The organism is Paenibacillus sp. GM1FR (assembly GCF_002803315.1).
Taxonomy (GTDB): Bacteria; Bacillota; Bacilli; order Paenibacillales; family Paenibacillaceae; genus Paenibacillus; species Paenibacillus amylolyticus.
In genome coordinates, this window is record NZ_MKZL01000014.1 from 1 (window position 1) to 15,962 (window position 15,962).

Annotated in this window: 11 protein-coding genes, 17 tRNA genes and 1 rRNA gene; 23 read left to right on the forward strand and 6 right to left on the reverse strand. The window is 47.5% G+C overall.

The window, feature by feature from the left end; translation table 11 throughout:
- The first annotated feature begins 57 nt into the window (after positions 1-57).
- From rrf to PAEAM_RS12770, 19 genes are all read left to right on the forward strand, one after another.
- Positions 58-174: ribosomal RNA gene (rrf, locus tag PAEAM_RS12680) — 5S ribosomal RNA — on the forward strand.
- Between the two features lie 38 nt (positions 175-212).
- Positions 213-286: transfer RNA gene (locus PAEAM_RS12685), tRNA-Ile, on the forward strand.
- Between the two features lie 34 nt (positions 287-320).
- Positions 321-396 (forward strand) — tRNA-Ala (locus tag PAEAM_RS12690).
- 1 nt (position 397) lies between these two features.
- Positions 398-473: transfer RNA gene (locus PAEAM_RS12695), tRNA-Asn, on the forward strand.
- A 3-nt stretch (positions 474-476) separates the two neighbouring features.
- Positions 477-568 (forward strand) — tRNA-Ser (locus PAEAM_RS12700).
- A 15-nt stretch (positions 569-583) separates the two neighbouring features.
- Positions 584-655 (forward strand) — tRNA-Glu (locus PAEAM_RS12705).
- A 6-nt stretch (positions 656-661) separates the two neighbouring features.
- Positions 662-737: transfer RNA gene (locus tag PAEAM_RS12710), tRNA-Val, on the forward strand.
- Positions 738-754: 17 nt separating this feature from the next.
- Positions 755-828, forward strand: a tRNA-Met gene (locus tag PAEAM_RS12715).
- Positions 829-854: 26 nt separating this feature from the next.
- A tRNA-Asp gene (locus PAEAM_RS12720) sits at positions 855-932 on the forward strand.
- A gap of 23 nt (positions 933-955) precedes the next feature.
- Positions 956-1,031 (forward strand) — tRNA-Thr (locus PAEAM_RS12725).
- A gap of 97 nt (positions 1,032-1,128) precedes the next feature.
- Positions 1,129-1,204, forward strand: a tRNA-His gene (locus tag PAEAM_RS12730).
- 11 nt (positions 1,205-1,215) lie between these two features.
- A tRNA-Gln gene (locus PAEAM_RS12735) sits at positions 1,216-1,290 on the forward strand.
- Positions 1,291-1,299: 9 nt separating this feature from the next.
- Positions 1,300-1,375 (forward strand) — tRNA-Lys (locus PAEAM_RS12740).
- A gap of 9 nt (positions 1,376-1,384) precedes the next feature.
- Positions 1,385-1,471, forward strand: a tRNA-Leu gene (locus PAEAM_RS12745).
- An 8-nt stretch (positions 1,472-1,479) separates the two neighbouring features.
- Positions 1,480-1,554, forward strand: a tRNA-Gly gene (locus tag PAEAM_RS12750).
- 6 nt (positions 1,555-1,560) lie between these two features.
- Positions 1,561-1,637 (forward strand) — tRNA-Arg (locus PAEAM_RS12755).
- Between the two features lie 16 nt (positions 1,638-1,653).
- A tRNA-Pro gene (locus PAEAM_RS12760) sits at positions 1,654-1,727 on the forward strand.
- Positions 1,728-1,739: 12 nt separating this feature from the next.
- Positions 1,740-1,810: transfer RNA gene (locus tag PAEAM_RS12765), tRNA-Gly, on the forward strand.
- Positions 1,811-1,994: 184 nt separating this feature from the next.
- Positions 1,995-2,600, forward strand: a complete 606-nt coding sequence (locus PAEAM_RS12770) for a short chain dehydrogenase (protein ID WP_100527780.1) — start codon at positions 1,995-1,997, stop codon at positions 2,598-2,600.
- 223 nt (positions 2,601-2,823) lie between these two features.
- Here PAEAM_RS12770 and PAEAM_RS12775 read toward each other — a convergent pair whose 3' ends face one another.
- From PAEAM_RS12775 to PAEAM_RS12790, 4 genes are all read right to left on the reverse strand, one after another.
- Positions 2,824-3,873: an ABC transporter substrate-binding protein gene (locus PAEAM_RS12775; protein ID WP_100527781.1), complete on the reverse strand. Its 1,050-nt coding sequence runs from the start codon at positions 3,871-3,873 to the stop codon at positions 2,824-2,826.
- A gap of 94 nt (positions 3,874-3,967) precedes the next feature.
- Positions 3,968-5,650, reverse strand: coding sequence for a helix-turn-helix domain-containing protein (locus PAEAM_RS12780; RefSeq protein WP_100527782.1), 1,683 nt, complete (start codon positions 5,648-5,650; stop codon positions 3,968-3,970).
- A 367-nt stretch (positions 5,651-6,017) separates the two neighbouring features.
- Positions 6,018-6,878: a hypothetical protein gene (locus tag PAEAM_RS12785; protein ID WP_100527783.1), complete on the reverse strand. Its 861-nt coding sequence runs from the start codon at positions 6,876-6,878 to the stop codon at positions 6,018-6,020.
- A 147-nt stretch (positions 6,879-7,025) separates the two neighbouring features.
- A complete protein-coding gene (locus PAEAM_RS12790; protein ID WP_076253950.1) occupies positions 7,026-7,934 on the reverse strand; it encodes a LysR family transcriptional regulator in 909 nt (302 codons plus the stop codon).
- A gap of 368 nt (positions 7,935-8,302) precedes the next feature.
- Between PAEAM_RS12790 and PAEAM_RS12795 the strand changes: the two genes are divergently transcribed.
- The 4 genes from PAEAM_RS12795 to PAEAM_RS32285 all read left to right on the forward strand — a co-directional run bounded on the left by PAEAM_RS12795 (position 8,303) and on the right by PAEAM_RS32285 (position 13,805).
- On the forward strand, positions 8,303-9,319 hold the full coding sequence (locus tag PAEAM_RS12795; RefSeq protein ID WP_076329907.1) for an ABC transporter ATP-binding protein: 1,017 nt from the start codon (positions 8,303-8,305) through the stop codon (positions 9,317-9,319).
- 70 nt (positions 9,320-9,389) lie between these two features.
- Complete coding sequence (locus tag PAEAM_RS12800) at positions 9,390-10,463, forward strand: ABC transporter substrate-binding protein (protein ID WP_100527784.1); 1,074 nt, start codon at positions 9,390-9,392, stop codon at positions 10,461-10,463.
- An 88-nt stretch (positions 10,464-10,551) separates the two neighbouring features.
- Positions 10,552-12,222 (forward strand): ABC transporter permease, encoded by a 1,671-nt coding sequence (locus PAEAM_RS12805; RefSeq protein ID WP_100527833.1) that lies wholly within the window; start codon positions 10,552-10,554, stop codon positions 12,220-12,222.
- Positions 12,219-13,805: an MBL fold metallo-hydrolase gene (locus PAEAM_RS32285; RefSeq protein WP_243391339.1), complete on the forward strand. Its 1,587-nt coding sequence runs from the start codon at positions 12,219-12,221 to the stop codon at positions 13,803-13,805. Before PAEAM_RS12805 ends, PAEAM_RS32285 begins: the two co-directional genes overlap by 4 nt.
- Positions 13,806-13,881: 76 nt before the next feature.
- Here the strand turns inward: PAEAM_RS32285 and PAEAM_RS12820 are convergent, their stop codons facing one another.
- Complete coding sequence (locus PAEAM_RS12820) at positions 13,882-14,442, reverse strand: GerMN domain-containing protein (RefSeq protein ID WP_165789907.1); 561 nt, start codon at positions 14,440-14,442, stop codon at positions 13,882-13,884.
- A 34-nt stretch (positions 14,443-14,476) separates the two neighbouring features.
- Entirely contained in the window at positions 14,477-15,889 is a 1,413-nt protein-coding gene (locus PAEAM_RS12825; protein ID WP_100527786.1) for an N-acetylmuramoyl-L-alanine amidase family protein, read from the reverse strand.
- Positions 15,890-15,962 lie beyond the last annotated feature (73 nt).

Below are 15,962 nucleotides of genomic sequence, written 5' to 3' on the forward strand. Positions count from 1 at the left end.
TGTTTCGTTTCGAATCTAGTTTTCAGAGAACAACAACTCTGAAATGTAAGCTACGCGTTTGGTGGCGATGGCGGAGGGGTTCCACACGTACCCATCCCGAACACGACCGTTAAGCCCTCTAGCGCCGATGGTACTTGGACCGCAGGGTCCTGGGAGAGTAGGACGCCGCCAAGCGATTTCCCTTTGGGGTATTTTTTTTGGAAAAGGGATAAGGGCCCTTAGCTCAGTTGGTTAGAGCGCACCTCTGATAAGGGTGAGGCCGGTGGTTCGAGTCCACCAGGGCCCATAGCAAGACCACAACAAGAAATACACCAGTGTATGGGGCCATAGCTCAGCTGGGAGAGCGCCTGCCTTGCAAGCAGGAGGTCAGCGGTTCGATCCCGCTTGGCTCCACCATTCCCTGATAGCTCAGTTGGTAGAGCACTCGACTGTTAATCGAGTTGTCACAGGTTCGAGCCCTGTTCGGGGAGCCATATGGAGAGGTGTCCGAGCTGGCCGAAGGAGCACGATTGGAAATCGTGTAGGCGTCACAAGCGTCTCGAGGGTTCGAATCCCTCTCTCTCCGCCAGATATTTTTTAGCAAGGCCCGTTGGTCAAGGGGTTAAGACACCTCCCTTTCACGGAGGTAACAGGGGTTCGAATCCCCTACGGGTCATAATATGGAGGCTTAGCTCAGCTGGGAGAGCATCTGCCTTACAAGCAGAGGGTCGGGGGTTCGATCCCCTCAGCCTCCACCATATAAACTTTATAACGACGCGGGGTGGAGCAGCCCGGTAGCTCGTCGGGCTCATAACCCGAAGGCCGCAGGTTCAAATCCTGCCCCCGCAATTATACTTTCCTTGAGAAAGTGATCTGGAACCGTGGTGTAGTTGGCCTAACATGCCTGCCTGTCACGCAGGAGATCGCGGGTTCGAATCCCGTCGGTTCCGCCATTTTTTAATTAAATATACACCGTGCCGGTGTAGCTCAACTGGTAGAGCAACTGACTTGTAATCAGTAGGTTGGGGGTTCAAGTCCTCTCGCCGGCACCATTTTTAGTATTTACATCTGAATTTGTGATAGAATGTATATTACAAGTGAAATTGTTAATACTAAGATTCTCTTAGTGGATGAATGGCTTACTCTATGGCGGTCGTGGCGAAGTGGTTAACGCACCGGTTTGTGGATCCGGCATTCGGGGGTTCAATTCCCCTCGATCGCCCCATGATTTTTTAATGGGGATTAGCCAAGCGGTAAGGCAACGGACTTTGACTCCGTCATGCATAGGTTCAAATCCTATATCCCCAGCCATTTCATTACGAGTCATTAGCTCAGTTGGTAGAGCACCTGACTTTTAATCAGGGTGTCGAAGGTTCGAGCCCTTCATGACTCACCATTATATTTTGCGGTCGTGGCGGAATTGGCAGACGCGCACGGTTCAGGTCCGTGTGGGCTAACCCCCGTGGAGGTTCGAGTCCTCTCGACCGCACCATATGTTTTGCGGAAGTGGCTCAGCGGTAGAGCATCGCCTTGCCAAGGCGAGGGTCGCGGGTTCGATTCCCGTCTTCCGCTCCAATATTTGCGCCCTTAGCTCAGCTGGATAGAGCGTTTGACTACGAATCAAAAGGCCGGGAGTTCGAATCTCTCAGGGCGCGCCATTATTCTCATAAGTATCGGGATGTAGCTCAGCTTGGTAGAGCACCTGGTTTGGGACCAGGGGGTCGCATGTTCAAATCGTGTCATCCCGATTTTTTTTATTTGCGGGTGTAGTTCAATGGTAGAACTTTAGCCTTCCAAGCTAATAGCGTGGGTTCGATTCCCATCACCCGCTTCCTAGTAACATATAGAAGAGCCTTTGCTTATAGCAAAGGCTTTTTTTGTGTTAAAAAGAATAAGTGTAATTTATTTAAAATAGGGTCAATTGTCATTTGATTAAGGATGGAATCTTTGTTTAAATAAATAGAACAATTCGTATCTGATTAACCGTATTTGTTTATAAAGGAGGACAAACAGTAATGAAAAGAGCTCTGGTCATTGGTGGAAACGGAACATTAGGTAAAGCCGTTGTTGCGAAACTGAAAGATTATTCCGTTGAGGTTATTACAGCAGGTAGACAATCCGGGGATGTTCAGGTGGATATGACGTCGACAGAGAGTATTACTACCCTCTATGAAACGGTGGGTAATATTGATTACGTCATTGTGGCGGCAGGCCAGACCCATTATTCGAAACTGGAAGAACTGACTCCTGAGAACAATATGATTAGTGTGCAGGGTAAACTGCTTGGACAGGTCAATATTGTGTTGATTGGTCAGCACTATATTAACGATAAGGGGAGTTTCACGCTGGTCAGTGGCATTATACAAGACCACCCTATTGAGCAAGGTGCATCAAGTGCTATGGTCAATGGGGCTATTGATTCGTTTGCCAAAGCGGCAGCGTTTGAGTTACCAAGAGGCATTCGTTTGAATTCGGTTAGTCCTAATCTGTTTGTAGAGTCTGCGGAAAAATATAAGGATTTCTTTATTGGATTTAATCCTGTACCTGTAGAGAAAGTGGCTAATACGTTTATCCAGAGTGCACTTGGGATTGAAACAGCCCAAAATTTCAAAATATATTAAAAGCCGGAAAGTTATATATGATTTTGATGATTACCTATCCCTAATTAATTGCAGGATGAGAAAGGTGTACATGAAATACATTTAGTTGTTAAGCATGTAGAATGATTTTTCATGAAACAGAACTGAATGAGGCCATTTGAAATATTAAATAAAAAGGAGATCCACCGAAAATCCGGTGAATCTCCTTTTGTTTGTTGTGGATGAAACAGAGGTATATTGACTATTATGGAGCAGGTAGTCCAAGAACTTCGAGCATTTCATTACGTTTGAGCGATTCGGCAATGGGGCCGTCAATGAGCCATTTCTTAGCATTGAGGACATAGACATGACCATTTTGGACAGCGGGTAGGCTTTTCCATACTTGGAGTTGCTGGATTTCGTTGAGTTCATCTTTTGTTTTTTGCAACGCTTCAGCTGACCCATCTGAGCTAATGGACACGATAAACAGATAGTCTGCTTTGATTTCAGGCAAAAGCTCAACCGAGATACTGGCATTCATCCGATCCGGATTCTCTGCCTCGAGTTTGGTAACGAGAGCATCGGGAGTGAATCCAACCTCATAACCCGCTCCTACATAACTGGAAGCTGGAAATGGCGTGGATGGAATGGAAGAGAAGAACAAACGCATATCCTTCTCTTCCAGGCGCAGGAATGCAGCTGTAGGTTTGGTCTTGGTGATATCGGCTGCGAGCTTCTGAGCTTCAGTTACTTGGTCTTTATTTTTTTGTAAAAGCTGTTCAGCCCGCTCTTCAATATCTAGCGCAGTAGCTACCTGTACGATAGATTCCTGCCAATTACGGCGATCATAAGTGATCGTAGGCGCGATCTTCTCGAGTTGTTCGAGAATTTTGGCATCCAAACTGGCATTGGCAATAATGAGGTCCGGGTTGGCGCTGACTACAGCTTCAAAATTGACACTTTCATTGATGGGTTCGACATCCACGCCTTGAGCTTCAAGTTGCTCATTCAGGTAATCTTGCCGACCAATAGGTGTAGCAAGTACCAGTGGTACCTCCAAGGAGAGGAGAATGTCCTCCATATTAATGGACACAATCCGTTCGGGATGTGCCGGGATTTCTTTGCTGCCACTGGCGCTCTCCACGGTCTTAGTAGCTGATTCAGTGGATGAGTCGCCATCTGTCCCCGCAGCTGATTTTACGCCATCTGCAGATGGCTGCGAAGTGCTTGCAGGTGTCTGCCCACACGCAACAAGTAACATGGCGAGTATGAACATGATCCCCGTTATTTTGACATAATGCTGTTTGTACATCATAATCCCCCTGTGTTTCTAATGATATTGATTCTCAGTATACTTTATATTGTAGCGGTCTCATGTTGAGGGAGACATAGCCTTCTGTGCTATCCGGTCATGGATTAATGTGCTGAGTCCCACCAAAAAGTTTCAGGGTTTCATCGATGATCTGATCATGGGCATATGGTGAATAATCCAACCAAGGCATTTCATCAAGCAGATATACATGTTGGTTCTGCACAGGCATCAAATCTTGCCATAGCTGAGTATGTTGTAGTTTATGCCAACGTTGCTGGGATTCTGAGTCCTGGTCCACAATCAGTAACATGCGATCTCCAACCATTTGAGGCAACTCCTGTTCATCCAATGCACGATAGACTTGCCCCGGAAGCAGATCGTGTGAAGGGGACACGCCCAGGTCGTTATATAGAACAGCGCCCCCATTGCGTCGCCCGTAGATTAACAGATGACCCATCATGATATGAATAATGGAGACCGTATCCTTACCGATTAAATGAGTAAGCTGCTCTTTGGCTTGGATTACCTTGTCATCGTACTGCTCCAACCATTGCTGAGCATCTTGTTGCTGTCCCACAATGGAGGCAACTTGTACGAAGTGTTCCCGCCAGCTCAATCCTTTCCATGGAATAACGATGGTAGGCGCAATTCGCTGCAGTGTTCTTTTTAACGTATGGGCTTCGTACTCATTACAGAGTATGAGGTCCGGGCTCGCTTGCATCAACAACTCAACGTTGGTTTGCCAGATATGAGGATTCATTCGTTTGCTACGCCCCAGATGATAAGGGATATTGGAGAAAAAAAGATTCCTGTGTTGATCCCGTCGGTTATCGATCAATGCCGCATGGGGGATGATCTGCAATGCCAGCAGATGGCCAGTGGTTCCGAAGGAGAGAGTAGCAATTTTACTGCGTTTCTGCCGTTGATAGGTAGAGGGAGACACGCCAACATATTTTTTGAATTTGCGACTAAAGTAAAACTCGTCCTGAAAACCAACCTGTGAGGCGATATGTTTGATGGTTTGGCCGGGGACGAGCAGCATCTCTTTGGCCCGGTCCATGCGGATGTTATTCACGTATTCCATGGGACTGATGCCAGTGCGGTTTTTGAATACCCGCGAATAGTGCCATACACTCATGCCTGCCACTCCGGCAAGAACTTCACGAGAAAGATGCTCAGCATATCCAAGCTCAATAAGTTCAAGCGTTTGATCCAAAGCAGAGGTGTGTTCGGAATCTCCTATTGCACTTTCTTTGGGAGGAGCATACACATGGGTCAACAATTCATGCATCAAAGTCTGAATACGAAATGGACGATTTTCTTGAGGTACAGAGATGCATTCATAGAGCTGGGAGGCAATTCTGGTACATTCCTGAAAAAGTTCATGCGGTAATTCATCAGCGTAAGATGAACGAAGTAACCCTTTTTGGTAAATCTCCCTTACAGTAGAGCCGGAAGTAGCTTTATTGATATCGGAGAGAGGCTTCAACATATCAAAATATATCGCGATGCCCTGTAAAGGATGAACCTCATCCGTTGTATATTCTATCGCTGTTCCTGGCAGGATCAGATACATCTTGCCGAGTGTGGCATGATTCAGTCTGTGCCCAATACGAATATCGGCTTCACCACCAGTACAGATGAGCAGAAGATGTGAGTCCGCTAATACGAATGGGGCAAGAAAAGACGCTTGATCGAGAACTTCGGATGTCTTGAATCTTGCATATAGGTCACGGGTATGGTCACCGTTAGATATCAGTGGAAAGACTTGCAAAGTCACCAGAATCCCTCCTTAACTTACGATAGTAACATTACATATGATGTATTTGAGAATAATTATCAATTATCGCATATTGTCATACAAATAAGAAGTCATATGATAATATGAAAATGAAATAGCGAATTCTGATCATTTAACCGCGTAATTCTCCACTATAAATTGAATTGATAGGTTGTAGATTTGGAAAATAATACATGTTTCCCATCATCCAAACTGTTGAGCGAATAACCAGTAAAATTGCAACCGATGTTAATCTTAGAATTACTTAAATAACTGATCTAATTTAGTTCACTACACAAAAAAGACAAGCTCCTCTCCTATGATGTCCGCAGGAAGAGGAACTTGTCTTTTTAATTAAAGCTTGCGATTAGTATCTTTCCAGAATGGTTTGTGTTTTCAAGCCATCGGCAGGAATCAGCCAGTTGTTGTTCTCCAGCAATTGCAGCAGTTGGGTACGCAGTCCGGATACGGCTACAGCATCATCGGTTTTGAAAGAAACCTCTACGATATTCTCAATACCTGTACCTGCTGCGTCACGGATCGGCCATACTTCGAGCGTAAGCTCTTGACCATTCCACGTACCTTCATAACGTTGGAATGTGATTGGTCCATATGCACGGGATTGAGTCAGTTGCTGCTTGCCCCAGTTGGAGGAAGTCCAGTTTTTCAATTTGCCCGGAAGCTTGTCCAGTAACATGTTCAAGGCTTCTTGCTGCGAAGGAAGTTGGACTCCTGTCGCTTTGGTATCGACTTTTTTGGTGTTGGAGAAGCTCAGCGTCTGTTTGCCATATCCCCAATCAATTTCAGCCTCGTAGTTATCATCCGATTGATCAAATCCCTCTTGGTTAGCCAGAGTCAGCGCTGCGTTGATATCGCCATTGATCACAGGGTAGCGTTTTTTATAAGTCAATTCGTAGTTATTCTTGTCATCCTTTTTGCGAAAACGTACGTTCCATCCTTGTTGATCCAATCCGAGAGCATTGGTGTCGAAGTACTCCACGTTAATGTTTCTTGGCGTGGAACTCAGGCCGAGTGTCTGAATCACTTCACTGCGTGGTGTCCCATCTGTATTCAATACAAGTTCCGGCTTGGCCAGAAACTTTACTTCATATGCAGGAACGGCATTGGCAGCAGCTGAAGCCTGGGGTGCCCCCAGAAATGTCATTCCACTTCCCAATGTTACGATGCTCAGCATCAATGAGGCGGTTACCTTTTTCCACTTTTTCAAAACCAATCACTCTCCTAATCTGGATTAACGTACAGATCCCACTTTATCGCCCGAATATATGAAAGCGATTAAAGGGAAGCGCACATTGCGTTAACCCTGCATAGATTTGATGAATGGCAAACGATAGTTTATAGCGGATCAGGGCAATCAGCCATGGAAAATGGGGAAGCCGTGACTCACCTCTCGCAGCACTTCTTTGAAGCGGTTTACCTGAACGGAAGGGTGGCGATCCTTGTTATGTACCGTATAGATATGGCGCGGTGCCTGCTCTCCCGGAATTGGAAGAACTTGAATGAGCCCGTGCTGTTCCTCCCACTGTACCGCCATCCGAGACATGAATGAGACATGCCCCCCGATTAACACGAGCTGTTTGATCGCTTCCAGGGAATCCATCTCCACGGTACTCCGCAAACGAATATCATGTTGCGCAAGCCATTGATTGGTTAGCCGCCGTGTACTGGATTCATTGCCATGTAAGGCAAAAGGAATCTGCGCGATATGATCAGGTGTTAATGCATCCTTCTGGGCCAACCCATGTTGCGGGGAACAGATTAATACCAGGTCGTCTTCACACAGCGTCTCTGCTTGCAGGGCAGGGCCAACAAATGGCTCGGAAGAGATCACCCCCAGATCAATCTGATGCCGAATCAGCATCTCGCGAATAACAGGTGATGGTTTGACGGATAAGACAATACGAATGCCCGGGAATTCCTGAGAAAAGGTGTTGAGTATGGTAGGCAGCAAATATGTAGCCGGTACATAGCTTGCTCCAATGTGCAGGGTGCCCCGATAGAGACTGTCATATTCCTTTACGACCCGTCTTGCCTCTTGGGTCAGAGCATTGATTTTGACAGAATAGTGGAGCAAAGCCTGTCCGGCTTCGGTTAAAAAGGTCTTTCCACTACGCGATTCGAATAATCGCACGCCCATCTCTTCCTCCAATGACTTCATATGAAATGTAACGGTGGGTTGTTTGATCCCCAGTAACTCGGCCACGCTTGTCATGTGATGATGCTTATCGATCAGCTCAACAATTTGCAATTTGATCAGATTCAATGTCCCCCCACTCCTCTCACTTCTACTAGCCCCAATATATAAGATGATCTAATGTTTTTCATAAAGACGGAGAGTACAGAACCAATCTGAAGAAGCGAAGCGTTCGCCTTTATCCCCGGATTTCTCCCTTCATAAAGGGAATATAAGAAATCTGGGGATAACAGCGATCGGAAGATGGTGCTGTAATCGGAGCGACAACATGAAAATTAATTTAGTTCACCTACTATAGATTTAATCTATGAACATCAACAGAATTCATCTAAAAAGTTAATTCCAATTTTACATACAAGACATACAACTCGCGAAAGCGGACGTTAGACTGAGAACAGTGCAAGAGATCAAGTAACAGAAGACAGGCAGGGATGCTTATGAAATTAGAGATAACGGGAATTCAAAAATCATTTAATCAAACACCCGCACTGCTGCCGACAGATCTAACGCTGGAGCATGGAAAGTTCACGACCCTGCTCGGCCCATCGGGCTGTGGCAAAACAACACTGCTTCGCATGTTGGCCGGGCTGGAACAGCCGGACGCGGGGGAGATTCGTGCAGATGGTCAGTGTATCTACTCTGCGGCGAAGCGGATTGATATACCAACACACAAGCGTAATCTGGGCATGGTGTTTCAGGATTTTGCATTATGGCCGCATATGACCGTATACGAAAATGTAGCGTTTGGCCTGAAGGCCGGAAAACAGAAATCTGATCTGCGGCAAAAGGTGAACGAAGCCCTTGGCATGGTTCGCCTGCAAGGGATGGAAGATCGATATCCTCATCAGCTGTCTGGTGGACAGCAGCAACGGGTTGCTTTTGCCAGAGCCGTAGCGGTTAGACCTGGTGTGATCCTGTTCGATGAGCCACTGAGTGCACTGGATGCTGTACTCCGGGAAGAGATGCGGATTGAGATGATGTCACTGGTTCGGGACATGGGATTGACTGCGCTGTACGTCACACATGATCAGATTGAAGCGATGTCGATGTCAGATGAGATTGTGGTGATGCAGAAGGGGCGAATATTGCAAAAGGGAAGCCCGGAAACGATCTACTCGGCGCCAAGTGATCCGTATGTTGCTTCGTTTATCGGAAAGTCCAACTGGCTCACGCCTAATCAATCCATGGTTCGTCCGGAGCATGTCACCTGGAACAAAACAGGTCATGATGATCTGTGTTATCCGGGGACGGTACTCAGCGTCAGCTATGTAGGTGAGCGTTACGAAGTGCGAGTGCAGATGGAAGGGCTGGGTGTATGGACAGCCTATATGAATCAAAGAGTGCGTGTAGGGGAGCGGGTGCAGCTCTATGTAACCCCTGAGCGGATATGCCGAATGGACGGTTATGACCACCCGAGTATGAAGCAGAACGAAGCGATCGCAGTGGCATATTAAATTGTTGAACAAGCACGCAGTTGGAAGCAGAAGTACACATTTTATAAGAAACCAGGGGAGATGGACGAATATGTTGGGTATGAACACACGAAAAAAGAGCGCAATGCTGTTATTATCAGCGGTAATGAGTATCAGTTTGTTCGGATGTAGTACAGGGAACTCGACCACAGGCAACGTGGCACAACCGGCGGGTGAAGGTAGCACGGCAGCAGCGGCGGAAACAACGAAACCGGCTGGTGGCAAGTTAGTCTTGTACAGTGCTGGCCCACAGAAGTTGGCGGATAACATCGTGAGCGGATTTACAGACAAAACAGGGATCGAAGTTGAGATGTTCCAGGGAACGACAGGCAAAATTTTGGCTCGTATGGAAGCTGAGAAATCCAATCCGGTTGCAGACGTTGTAATCCTGGCCTCTTTACCTTCCGCACAGGCTCTGAAAGCGGATGGACTGACTATGCCATACCCTGAAGCAGCCGATGCAGACAAGCTGAACAAGGACTGGTCGGATGCAGAGGGCAACTATTTTAGCAGCAGTGCTTCCGCACTGGGCATTGTGTATAACACCAAACTGGTATCTACACCACCAACAAGTTGGGCAGAGCTGGCTACGCCTGCGTGGAAAGATGCAGTGAACATTCCGGACCCTACATTATCAGGTTCAGCACTCGACTTCATCACAGGATACCTGAGTGCGAATGGTGAAAAAGGATGGGATCTGCTGAGTGCCTATAAAGCCAATGGTGTAGCGATGGCAGGCGCCAATCAGGAAGCACTTGATCCAGTCATTACGGGTGCCAAAAGCATCGTAGCAGCAGGTGTGGATTACATGGCGTATTCCTCCAAGGCAAAAGGCGAACCACTGGATATCGTATATCCTGAGGAAGGAACGGTAATCAGCCCAAGACCGGCAGCGATTCTGAAATCCAGCCCAAATGTAGAGAATGCCAAAGCGTTCATTGACTACCTGTTGTCCGATGAAGCACAGAAGCTTGTTGCAGATGCTTATCTGATTCCGGGCCGCGAAGACATTGAAGCGACTAACCGTGCCAATGTGAAGGATATTCCACAACTTAAAGTGGATTGGAACTGGATGAGTGAACATGGCGAAGAGACAGCGGCGCGTTTTTCCGAGACTTTTAAATAAGAAGAACAAGGATAGAGACAACCAGGCAAAAGGAATACCTGCTGTCTGTGGAAAGTCATGTGAGGTGAACGTAGTGAAACCTGTTGGAATGGACAACAACCGAATTTTTCGGAGAGTGGGCGTGATTCTGGCCCTCTTTCTGCTGACCATAAGCATTGGCGTACCGCTATTGTTGATCTTCTGGCAAAGTGTGTATCCGGATGGACAATGGGACTGGATGGCTCCGATTCGCACGATTACCGGTCATCATCTATCAGGTGTATTGCTGAACTCCGTCTGGCTTGGTATCTGCGTTGTAGCAGTAACCACGCTGCTGGCGCTACCGCTGGCCTGGATGATGGCGAAGACTCGGATGGGCGAGCATCGCTGGGTCGATGTAATCCTGATGATTCCGTTCATGACCCCGCCGTATATCGGCTCGATGGGCTGGATTCTGTTTATGCAAAAAGGGGGATATCTGCAGCAATGGGTGTCCTCATCTGCGGGCTGGAGTGAGCTGTTCTTCAGCTTCTGGGGCATGGTGCTCATCATGAGCTTGCACTTGTTCCCATTCCTGTATCTGCTGCTTCGAGATGCATTGATCCGCATCGGTGGCAATCTGGAAGAAGCGGGAGCTGTGCACGGTGCACGTGCAGGGTACCGTTTCAGACGTATTATTTTACCCTTATTGTTGTCATCTTACGGCATGGGGATCATGCTGGTCTTTGTCAAAACGATTGCGGAATTCGGAACACCAGCGACCTTTGGGCGCAAGATTGGCTATTATGTCATGACCTCCGAGATCCATAAGTACATCTCCAGTTGGCCGATTGACTTCGGCAAGGCGACTTCGCTGGCATCGGTGCTGCTCTCCGTCTGTCTGGTGATGTGGTATATGCAGTCTGCCATGAGTCGAAAGTTCACGTATCGTCTGGTCGGTGGCAAAGGGCAACGTTCGAAGCGATATTCTCTTCGTGGCGGAGCAGGATGGTTGTGCGGGGCGTATCTTGCAATCCTGTTGATCCTGTCGATAGGTATCCCATATTTCTCCATCATCGCCGCTTCAACCATGAAGTTACGGGGATCGGGAATTGCATTTGATAATCTGACCTTGGATCATTACAAAGAGCTGTTATCTTGGGGATCGGTGAGCATGAAGGCCATCGGGAACAGTCTCGGTCTATCCCTTGCGGCTTCAACGGTCGCTGTTATTATCGGAACTGGATTTGCGCTGGCGATCGGCAGATCATCTTCATTCATGCAGCGTGTGATTGACTTGTTCAGTCTGTTGCCTAATACGGTGCCGGGTATCGTGATGGTGGTGGGTCTGATTCTGTTCTGGAACTCACCCTGGATGCCAGTCACGTTGTATAACACCTATGGCATGGTTGTGCTCACGTACGTTGTGCTCTTCTTGCCTTACACCGTGCAGTATGTAAAATCGAGCTTTACCCAGATTGACGGAACGTTGTTCCAAGCTGGGCAAGTGTTTGGCGGGAAGCCGCTGTATATTCTGCGGCGTATCCTGATCCCGCTGATCCTACCCGGCATGTTGGCCGGCTGGATGATGACCTTCACGATTGCAACAAGAGAACTGGTTGGATCGTTATTGATTCTTCCACCGTCGATGCAGACGTCGGCTACGTATATTTTTGCCCAGTTTGAACAAGGTCAGGTATCACTGGGAATGGCGATGGCCGTGGTGACTGTAGGTATGACGGTGCTGATGCTGCTGGGAATCGAACTGCTGAATTCAAAGAGAAAGTGGAATGCATCATGATCAAACTGAACGTATGGGGCGGTGCAGGGGAACACGGACGTTCCGCCTATCTCCTGAGCGGGAGCCAGTTCCACCTTTTGCTGGATTGTGGTGTGAAAAAAGAAGGCACGGGCGAGTATCCGATGATTGACCAGGAGATTGTCCCGCAACTGGATGCGGTCCTGTTGTCCCACGCCCATGAGGATCATTCGGTCGCCATCCCTTTGCTGTACAAGATGGGCTACCAGGGTGAAGTGTGGACGACGAGAGAGACGAGGGCGCAACTACGTACGTATTTTGCCAACTGGCGAAGGTTTGCAGAACGTGTCGGAGAGAAGCTCCCTTACGATGAAGCAGATGAGCAGGCTATTCGTTATCGGTATCTGGAGGATGAGGTTGTATCCCAAACCTGGTTCGAACCCATTCCTGGAGTAAAAGTGATGTGGGGCCGGAGTGGACATCTGGCTGGATCGGTATGGTTTGGGGTTGAAATGGAAGGTAAGCGGATTTTTTATTCCGGGGACTACACGTCCGAATCGATGCTTTTACAGGAGGATTATCCAGCGGAGGCGTTCTTACGGGAAAACATGATTCGTGAAGATACGTTGTTCGATACTCCGAGCAGTGAACAGTGGGGCGCGGAGGAACTAATTGCTATAAACAGTGGGCAAAAGGCTGGAGAACTCATAACGTCACCAGATCAGACATCTGTTGCATCAGAAGCGTCGTCAAGAACACTTGTATCCACGGAGATACCCATGAAGCAGAGAAATTTCACATCCAACGGAGCAGATGGAGCAGTCAGAGCAGGCAGAGCAAACGTAGCAGACGCTGCGCCAATATCTTCCGTCGTGGTGGATCTGGCGATCATTGATGCGGCCTACGGTACGGACCAGGATACACAGGCCGACAAACTGGAACAGCTTGAACGAGCCATTCGCCAGACGATTGCTCAAGGTGGAAAGGTGCTCTTACCTATGCCTGTCGTAGGGCGTGGACAGGAGATCATACTGTGGGCACAACAACAATTCCCGGCTATTCCAATCGTAGTGGAACAAGGGCTGGTGGACGGTATGAAGCAGCTTATGCATGTTCCGTATTGGTTGAGGGAGAAGGGAGAGCGTGTCACTGGAAGTTCGTTGAAAGACGAAATTGATGGCTTTCTGACTGGACGGGGATGGGATCTGCCTACTACTACCCAAGAGCGGGAACAACTGTTGGAACATCATGCTGCTTCGCTATGGTTCATTCCGGACGGCATGATGCAGTCCTCGCTTGCCCGTTGGTACTATAGTCAATTATCGGACAGGGAGGAGAATCTGATTCTGCTCACTGGGCATGTTGCTCATGGTACATTTGCTGATAAGTTGCTACGGGTTCCTGACAAGTATGGCGTGTGTGATGTGCGGAAAATACGTTATAAAGTACATCAGGGCTGGAAGGATGTTGAACGGATGCTGCATCAGGTTCCAGCAAGGCATACGGTCCTTGTGCATGCTGACCGGGCAGAGACGGACAGATTAAAAGAAGGATTGCTCAGAAATAGCCCGTCACCGAGAACAGTGATACATTCACTGTCTGCTGGTGACGAGCTATATGTGTGAATTGTGTATGAATCGAATTGATGCGTCAGATTGGAACGTCCCTGGGGACGTTCTTTTTCCATTGTTGTCTGATCATTTAGGGTTCGCGATGAATGGGGTGCTCCAGTTCGGCATGCCCCATCAAACTATCAACGGCTTCACCATCCACCAGTATATCCAGACTCTTCACTTCATCAAATTGAAACATCGTTGTTGTTATAGCTTCCAATGCGAGCAATTCTCCACTGGTACCGAGGTTCGCTTCAGCGGGGATATGAACATCCAAAGTCACCGTACCCTCAGCATATTGGACAGAGAGCAATTCCACCTGCTCCCAGAGGGAAACAAGCTCCGAATCGGTGTTCGTTTGCAACGCTGCAAATGTTTTTTCATATTTTTCGGAATCATCCTTGTATTCAATTTCCTGTTCTGTTTTCTCCAGCTCAAGTACCTGAGAATCTGCCAAATATACATTGACGACTTGTGTATTCATTGTGCCCAGATCCACTTCCGTTTCGGATGGGTTTGGTGACTGCGTCTGTCCTCCCTGAACAGCAGGTTCATTCGAACCGGATTGGCTCACTGGCTTCTGGGCACATCCAACTCCGATAAGGATCAAGCATGATAATATAAGTGCACAACCTAGCTTCTTATTCAAAGAATCACTTCCTTTATCTGATTTATTTGATGATTTATAGGCCCAAATACTCCTTGATTCCATCGGCTATCGCTTGAGCGGCTTTCATCTGAACAACTTCGGACGACATCAGTTCTTCATCGAGCACATTACTCAAGAATCCCACTTCCAAAAGCACTGCAGGCATGGTCGTGTCTCGGATTACTTCCAAGTTGCCATTTTTCACACCACGATCTCTGAGACCCATGGCTTTCACCAAACGTTGATGAATGATAGTAGCTAATTCCTTGCTGTTACTGCGTTGATAATAATATGTCTCCGTACCTGTGGCTTGGGGGGCGGACTTCACGCTATTGCCATGGATAGATACAAATACATCCGCATTTAATTGATTGGCGAGTTGAACACGCTCAGGGCGGGTCGGATAGGTATCACCTTCACGAGTCATCACCAATTCGATATTGGGTTCATTGAGCAACAGGGCTTGTACTTTGTGAGCCAATGCGAGGTTGTATTCTTTTTCGGGTTTGTTCGTGATGCTGATCGTCCCTGGATCACTGCCACCGTGTCCTGGATCGATGACCACAACCTTGCGTCCTGAGTCGCCTACTGGAGTGACTGGAGCAGGTGTGACATTGTCACCCGCAACATTCAGATCAATAATCAGTTTGTCGGCAATCACATTGTGGCTGTACTGGACATTCTTCACATTATTCAATTCTACGACAATGCGAACTTGTGCCGGTTCTCGTTTGAACAGTGAATATCTCACTTCCGTCACATTGGGATAACCGCTCACATCCAACTTGCCATTGAGTCCTTGATCCAGCGGCTGGGAGATATCACCAAAGGTGGCTCCGGGCAAGTCCACAACCAGACGATCAGGGTACTTGAGGGTCGTTACTATCGGCTGAACGGCCCCATCGGTGGATAAAACGAGCTGATTATTGGCAAATTGGATATCGGTAACCTGAGCGGTAGAGCTTGAATCCCCTTTTCCAGGACTATTTCCTGGTTCAATAGCAGGTTCCTTACTGGTGTTTGTTAAGTATACGATCTTGTCTGGATTGTTCCATCTTACCTTAAGCCCCATTTGTTCACTGACAAATCGAATGGGAACCACCAGCGTTTTATTCAAAATCTGCGGTGCTGTGTTCAAAGTGACTTGTTTATCAGCAACCATGGCTTGCTTTTGGTCCACGGTTAGGGAAATCGTCTGTTGATCTTGCTGAATTTTTACAGTGCGTGCTTGTTGGTTCCAATCGACTTTGAATTTCAAATTTTCGGCAACGACTCGAATCGGGATCATCACATTTTTATTGATAATTGTTACCTGTACATCACTTGGGAGGACTAATTCCTCTCCATCCATAAAGATTTTCGACGTGCTTGCAGCGGCATTTCCCTGATTAGGGAGCAAAACGAGTAAGAACAGACTCAAAAACAGTAGTAAAATGGTTTTCTTCATTATGCACCTCGACTAATATTAGATCATTTTCTTAATTCCAAAATATCCCTACATATTATAAACGGTAAAAATG

What these genes read in the sequence shown, in the direction of transcription:
- PAEAM_RS12825 (WP_100527786.1), bottom strand. Translation starts at nt 15,889, where the DNA reads ATGAAGAAAACCATTTTACTACTGTTTTTGAGTCTGTTCTTACTCGTT.
- PAEAM_RS12800 (WP_100527784.1), top strand. Translation starts at nt 9,390, where the DNA reads ATGTTGGGTATGAACACACGAAAAAAGAGCGCAATGCTGTTATTATCA.
- PAEAM_RS12795 (WP_076329907.1), top strand. Translation starts at nt 8,303, where the DNA reads ATGAAATTAGAGATAACGGGAATTCAAAAATCATTTAATCAAACACCC.
- PAEAM_RS12805 (WP_100527833.1), top strand. Translation starts at nt 10,552, where the DNA reads ATGGACAACAACCGAATTTTTCGGAGAGTGGGCGTGATTCTGGCCCTC.
- PAEAM_RS32285 (WP_243391339.1), top strand. Translation starts at nt 12,219, where the DNA reads ATGATCAAACTGAACGTATGGGGCGGTGCAGGGGAACACGGACGTTCC.
- PAEAM_RS12775 (WP_100527781.1), bottom strand. Translation starts at nt 3,873, where the DNA reads ATGATGTACAAACAGCATTATGTCAAAATAACGGGGATCATGTTCATA.
- PAEAM_RS12770 (WP_100527780.1), top strand. Translation starts at nt 1,995, where the DNA reads ATGAAAAGAGCTCTGGTCATTGGTGGAAACGGAACATTAGGTAAAGCC.